This is a genomic window from Burkholderia sp. Tr-20355 (assembly GCF_017104685.1).
In the GTDB taxonomy this organism is placed as follows: Bacteria; Pseudomonadota; Gammaproteobacteria; order Burkholderiales; family Burkholderiaceae; genus Burkholderia; species Burkholderia seminalis.
The window spans coordinates 1-4,402 of record NZ_JAAGPK010000302.1; the positions used below are offsets into that span (position 1 = coordinate 1).

The window sequence follows — 4,402 nt, forward strand, 5'->3', positions numbered from 1 at the left end:
CCGACGCGCGCGCGGCGTTGCAGCGCGCGTTCGACGAGCAGCGTCGCCGCACGCGTGCGCTGATGCGGCGCTCGCTGCCGATCGAGCTGGGTTTCGCGGGCGCGGTGCAGGGCGTGTTCGTCGCGATGCTGCTGGGCGGCACGTGGGCCGTCGCGGCGGGCCGGCTCGATGCGGCGACGGCCGTCGCGGTGCTCGTGCTGCTCGTGCGCTTCATCGAGCCGCTTGCGCACCTCACGCAGCTCGACCAGGCGCTGCGCGGCGGCTGGCGCGCGCTCGACACGGTGCTCGCGGTGCTGCACGCGCCGCGTTTCGACAGCCCCGAGCGCGGCACGCCGGTACACGATGCGAGCGTCGACGCGATGCGTGTCGGCTACCGGTCCGCCAGCGGCGCAACGCTGCTCGACGGCATCGACCTCCATTGCCCGGCCGGCGGTTTCGTCGCGATCGTCGGCCCGACGGGCGCCGGCAAGAGCACGCTGCTCGGCCTGCTCGCGCGGCTCGACGATCCGGGCACCGGGCGCGTGCTGCTCGGCCGCGCCGACGTGCGGCACCTGAGCGAAGCGACGCTCGCGGCGACGCGCAACCTCGTGTTCCAGGACAACGCGCTGTTTCGCGGCAGCCTTGCATGGAACGTGCGGATGGGGCGTCCGGACGCGACCGACGCCGAACTGCGCGCCGTGCTGGATGCGGTCGGCCTGCTGCGCGACGCCGAGCGGCTGCCGGACGGGCTCGACACCGACGTCGGGCCCGGCGGCCAGCTGCTGTCCGGCGGGCAGCGCCAGCGAGCCTGCCTCGCACGTGCGTTGCTGGCGCGGGCACCGGTGCTGATGTTCGACGAGCCGACCGCGAGCCTCGACGAATTCGGCGCGCGGCGCGTGCGCGACAGCCTCGTCGCGCTGCGCGGGCAGCGCACGCGCATCGTCGTCACGCACCAGCCGGCGCTCGCGGCGGCCGCCGATACGATCGTCGTGCTCGAGGGGGGCCGCGTACGGGCGACCGGCACGCATGCGCAGCTCGTGGAGGCGGATGCGTGGTACGCGACCTTCGCCCGCGCGGGACGCCGGCACGACGACGCATCGTATGCCGGCGCAGGCGCAGGCGCAGGTCAGGAAGCCCGGCCGGCCGAATCCGCACACTGACGTGAACAATGCGGGCCGCCGTGCCCGGAATCGATAGGAAAAGCCCCTCGATCGAAAAATCGCCTGCCGGTTCTATTTGATAATGAGAATGATTATCAAATACGGGGGCGTGATGCGGTACGAGGTACGGGAACCTGGGAGATCGGTGATGAAGGGCGCGCACGTCGCCCGTTCGGGGCGGCGGCGCTGGCGGCCGTCGCTGTATCTCGGCCTGCTGATCGCGGCGCATCCGGCGGCCGCGTTCGCCGAGACGGCGCCGCCGGCCGGCACGGAGATCCGGAAGGAAGCGGCCGCCGCACAGCCGGCGGCGAGCGAGCTGAAGGCAATTTCGGTGAACGCGTCGCGCGGCGTGGCCGACGATCCGTCGGTCGCGACGGTCGGCAAGCTGCCGCTCGCATTGCGGGAGATTCCGCAGTCGGTCAGCGTGACGACGCGCGAGCGGATCGAGCAGCAGAACCTGTATTCGCTCGACGAGGTGATGCAGCAGTCGGCCGGTGTGACCGTGCAGCCTTACGTGTTGCTGACCACCGCGTATTTCGTGCGCGGCTTCAAGGTCGACTCGTTCGAATTCGACGGCGTGCCGGTCGTGATCGGCGACATGGCGAGCGCGCCGCAGGACATGTCGGTGTACGAGCGCGTGGAAATCCTGCGTGGCGCGAACGGGCTGCTGCACGGCTCGGGCAATCCGGCCGCGACGGTCAACCTGGTGCGCAAGCGGCCGCAGTACCGGTTCTCCGCGAACGCGTCCGTGAGCATCGGCAGCTGGGACCGCTATCGCGCGGAAGCCGACATCGGCGGACCGCTCAACGCGGCCGGCACCGTACGCAGCCGGCTCGTCGCCGCATACGAGGATCGTCACTTCTTCTACGACCACGCGAAGCAGGACACGCGTTCGATCTACAGCGTCACGGAAGTCGACCTGACGCGCGACACGCTGCTCACGTTCGGCGCGCAGTACCAGACGACGTCGTCGATTCCCGACATGTCCGGCGTGCCGATGGCGCGCGACGGGTCGAGCCTCGGCCTGTCGCGCTCGACGTTCCTCGACACCGCATGGGGCCGCTTCAACTGGGACACGACGCGCGCATTCGCGTCGGTCGAGCAGAAGCTCGGCGCCGGCTGGAAAGCGAAAGTGAGCGGCGAGTACCAGAGCGTGCGCTCGGACCTGAAGTACGCGGGCTCGTTCGGCGCGATCGATCCGGCGACCGGCGCGGGCGGCCGGCTGACGGGCAGCGCGTACCAGTTCAGCAGCTACAGCCGCAGCCTCGACGCGAACGTGCAGGGCCCCGTGCATGCGTTCGGGCTCACGCACGACCTGCTGTTCGGCATCACCTACGCGAACAGCAGCAGCGGGCAGATGACGGCGCCGCTGCTGGGCAACGTGTCGGGTACGCCGGTGAACGTGTACCGCTGGAACCCGGGCAGCGTGCCCGAGCCCGGCATCGGGCCGTACCAGCAGTCGCAGCAGAACGACATTTCGCAGAAGGGCGTCTACGGGCTCGGCCGCATCAAGCTCGCGGAACCCGTCACGCTCGTGCTCGGCGGCCGGATGAGCTGGTGGAACCAGGACAGCCTCGGCGCGCACTACAACACCGGTCACCAGTTCACGCCTTACGGCGGTCTGATCTGGGATTTCGCGCGCGACTGGTCGTGGTACGCGAGCTACGCGGAAGTGTTCCAGCCGCAGACCAAGTCGATGTGGGGCGGCGGCATCCTGACGCCGGTGAAGGGGCGCACCTACGAGACGGGCGTGAAGGGCGAACTGGCCGGCGGCAAGCTCAACGTGTCGCTCGCGGCGTTCCGCATCGATCTCGACAACAACCCGCAGGTCGACATCGCGCATCCGTGCGCGGGGCCGAGCTGCTATTACGTGAACGGCGGCAGCGTGCGCAGCCAGGGCTTCGAGTTCGAGGCGAACGGCCGCATCACGCCGTGGTGGAGCGTGTGGGCGAGCTACACGTACGACACGATGCGCTACGCGGACAACCTCGCGAACGCGGGCACGTTCGCGCCGCTGCTGAACCCGCGCCACCTGTTCCGACTGTGGACCAACTATGACCTGCCGTGGCAGGAGCGGCGCTGGAGCGTCGGCGGCGGCCTGCAGGTGCAGAGCAGCTACTCGGCGCAGGCCAACGGCGTGACGATGAGCCAGGGCGGCTACGCGCTCGCGAGCGTGCGGCTCGGCTACCGCTACGACAAGCACTGGAGCGCCGCGCTCAACGTCAACAACCTGTTCGACCGCCAGTATTACCTGAGCCTGAGCCAGCCGGGCTGGAACAACCGCTACGGAGAACCGCGCAACGTGATGCTGACCGTGCGCGGGCAGTTCTGATGGCGCCTGGCTGGGGCACGCGCTCGGCGATCGCGATCGGCGGCGTGCTGCCGGGCGCGGTGGCGCTCGCGGTCACGCTGGCCCGTCATTACCCGGCCGACGGCCTGAACCGGCTCTATGCGGCCGTGTTGCTGACGTTCGCCGCGAGCGTGGCCGCGCTGCTGTGGATGCTCGTCGCGCCCGGGCCGCGGCAGGCGGTGTGGCGCGCGGGTGCGTGGCTCGCGGTGCTGGTGCCGTGCGCGCTGTTCTGGGGAGGGCGCTGACATGGAGGCGTCGTCGCGTTCGCGCTGGCGCGCGCTGCATCGCGGCGCCGGCGCGCTGTTCGGCACGGTGCTGTTCGTCGCGCTGTTCAGCGGCACCTGGAGTCTCGCGTTCGATTCGATGCAGGGCTGGTGGCGGCCGCCGCCGGTGGCGGTCGCGCGGCCGGCGTTGCCGCTCGATGCGCTCGTCGCGCGCGCGGCGGCACACGGTGTTGCGTTGCGCGACGTGCGCATCGTGCTGCCGCGGCCGGACGATCCGGCGATCCGGTTCTGCGATGCGCGCCAGGCGTGCACGCTGGCGCTCGATCCGGCGACGGGCGCGCCGCTGCCCGACGCGGGAAGGGCGAGGTTGATCGTCACGCTGCACAAGACGCTGTTCGCCGGTTTCCCCGGCCGCATCTTCGTCAGCCTGTGGGGCATCGTGCTGCTCGTGCTCGTCGTCGCGGGCGTGGTCGTGCATCGCCGCCGCTGGCCCGATGCGGCACGCGTCCGGCGCGGCCACGGGTCGCGCGTCGCGCTGTTCGACCTGCATGCGTGGATCGGCCTGTGGGGGACGCCGTGGCTCGTGCTGTTCGCGTTCACCGGCGCGTTGTCGGGGCTCGGCGCGCTCGGCACGGTGTCGCTCGCGGGCGTTGCGTATCCGGGGCAGCCGCAGCGCGCGACACCGTGCC

General features: G+C 70.9%; 4 protein-coding genes. All 4 read left to right on the plus strand.

The features are described 5' to 3' along the window. Positions 1–1,139: ABC transporter ATP-binding protein (locus G3N62_RS34485; RefSeq protein WP_206141492.1), on the plus strand; the 1,139-nt coding region annotated here is incomplete at its 5' end. A 211-nt stretch (positions 1,140–1,350) separates the two neighbouring features. After that, positions 1,351–3,471 carry a TonB-dependent siderophore receptor gene (locus tag G3N62_RS34490; protein WP_277399666.1) on the plus strand — a complete coding sequence of 707 codons (2,121 nt, stop codon included), beginning with the start codon at positions 1,351–1,353 and terminating at the stop codon, positions 3,469–3,471. Beyond that, complete coding sequence (locus G3N62_RS34495; RefSeq protein WP_124669654.1) at positions 3,471–3,734, plus strand: hypothetical protein; 264 nt, start codon at positions 3,471–3,473, stop codon at positions 3,732–3,734. The genes G3N62_RS34490 and G3N62_RS34495 overlap by 1 nt, the downstream gene beginning before the upstream one ends. A gap of 1 nt (position 3,735) precedes the next feature. Next, positions 3,736–4,402: PepSY-associated TM helix domain-containing protein (locus G3N62_RS34500; protein WP_206141493.1), on the plus strand; the 667-nt coding region annotated here is incomplete at its 3' end.

Coding starts and splice junctions, on each gene's coding strand:
- G3N62_RS34495 (WP_124669654.1), top strand. CDS start 3,471: ATGGCGCCTGGCTGGGGCACGCGCTCGGCGATCGCGATCGGCGGCGTG.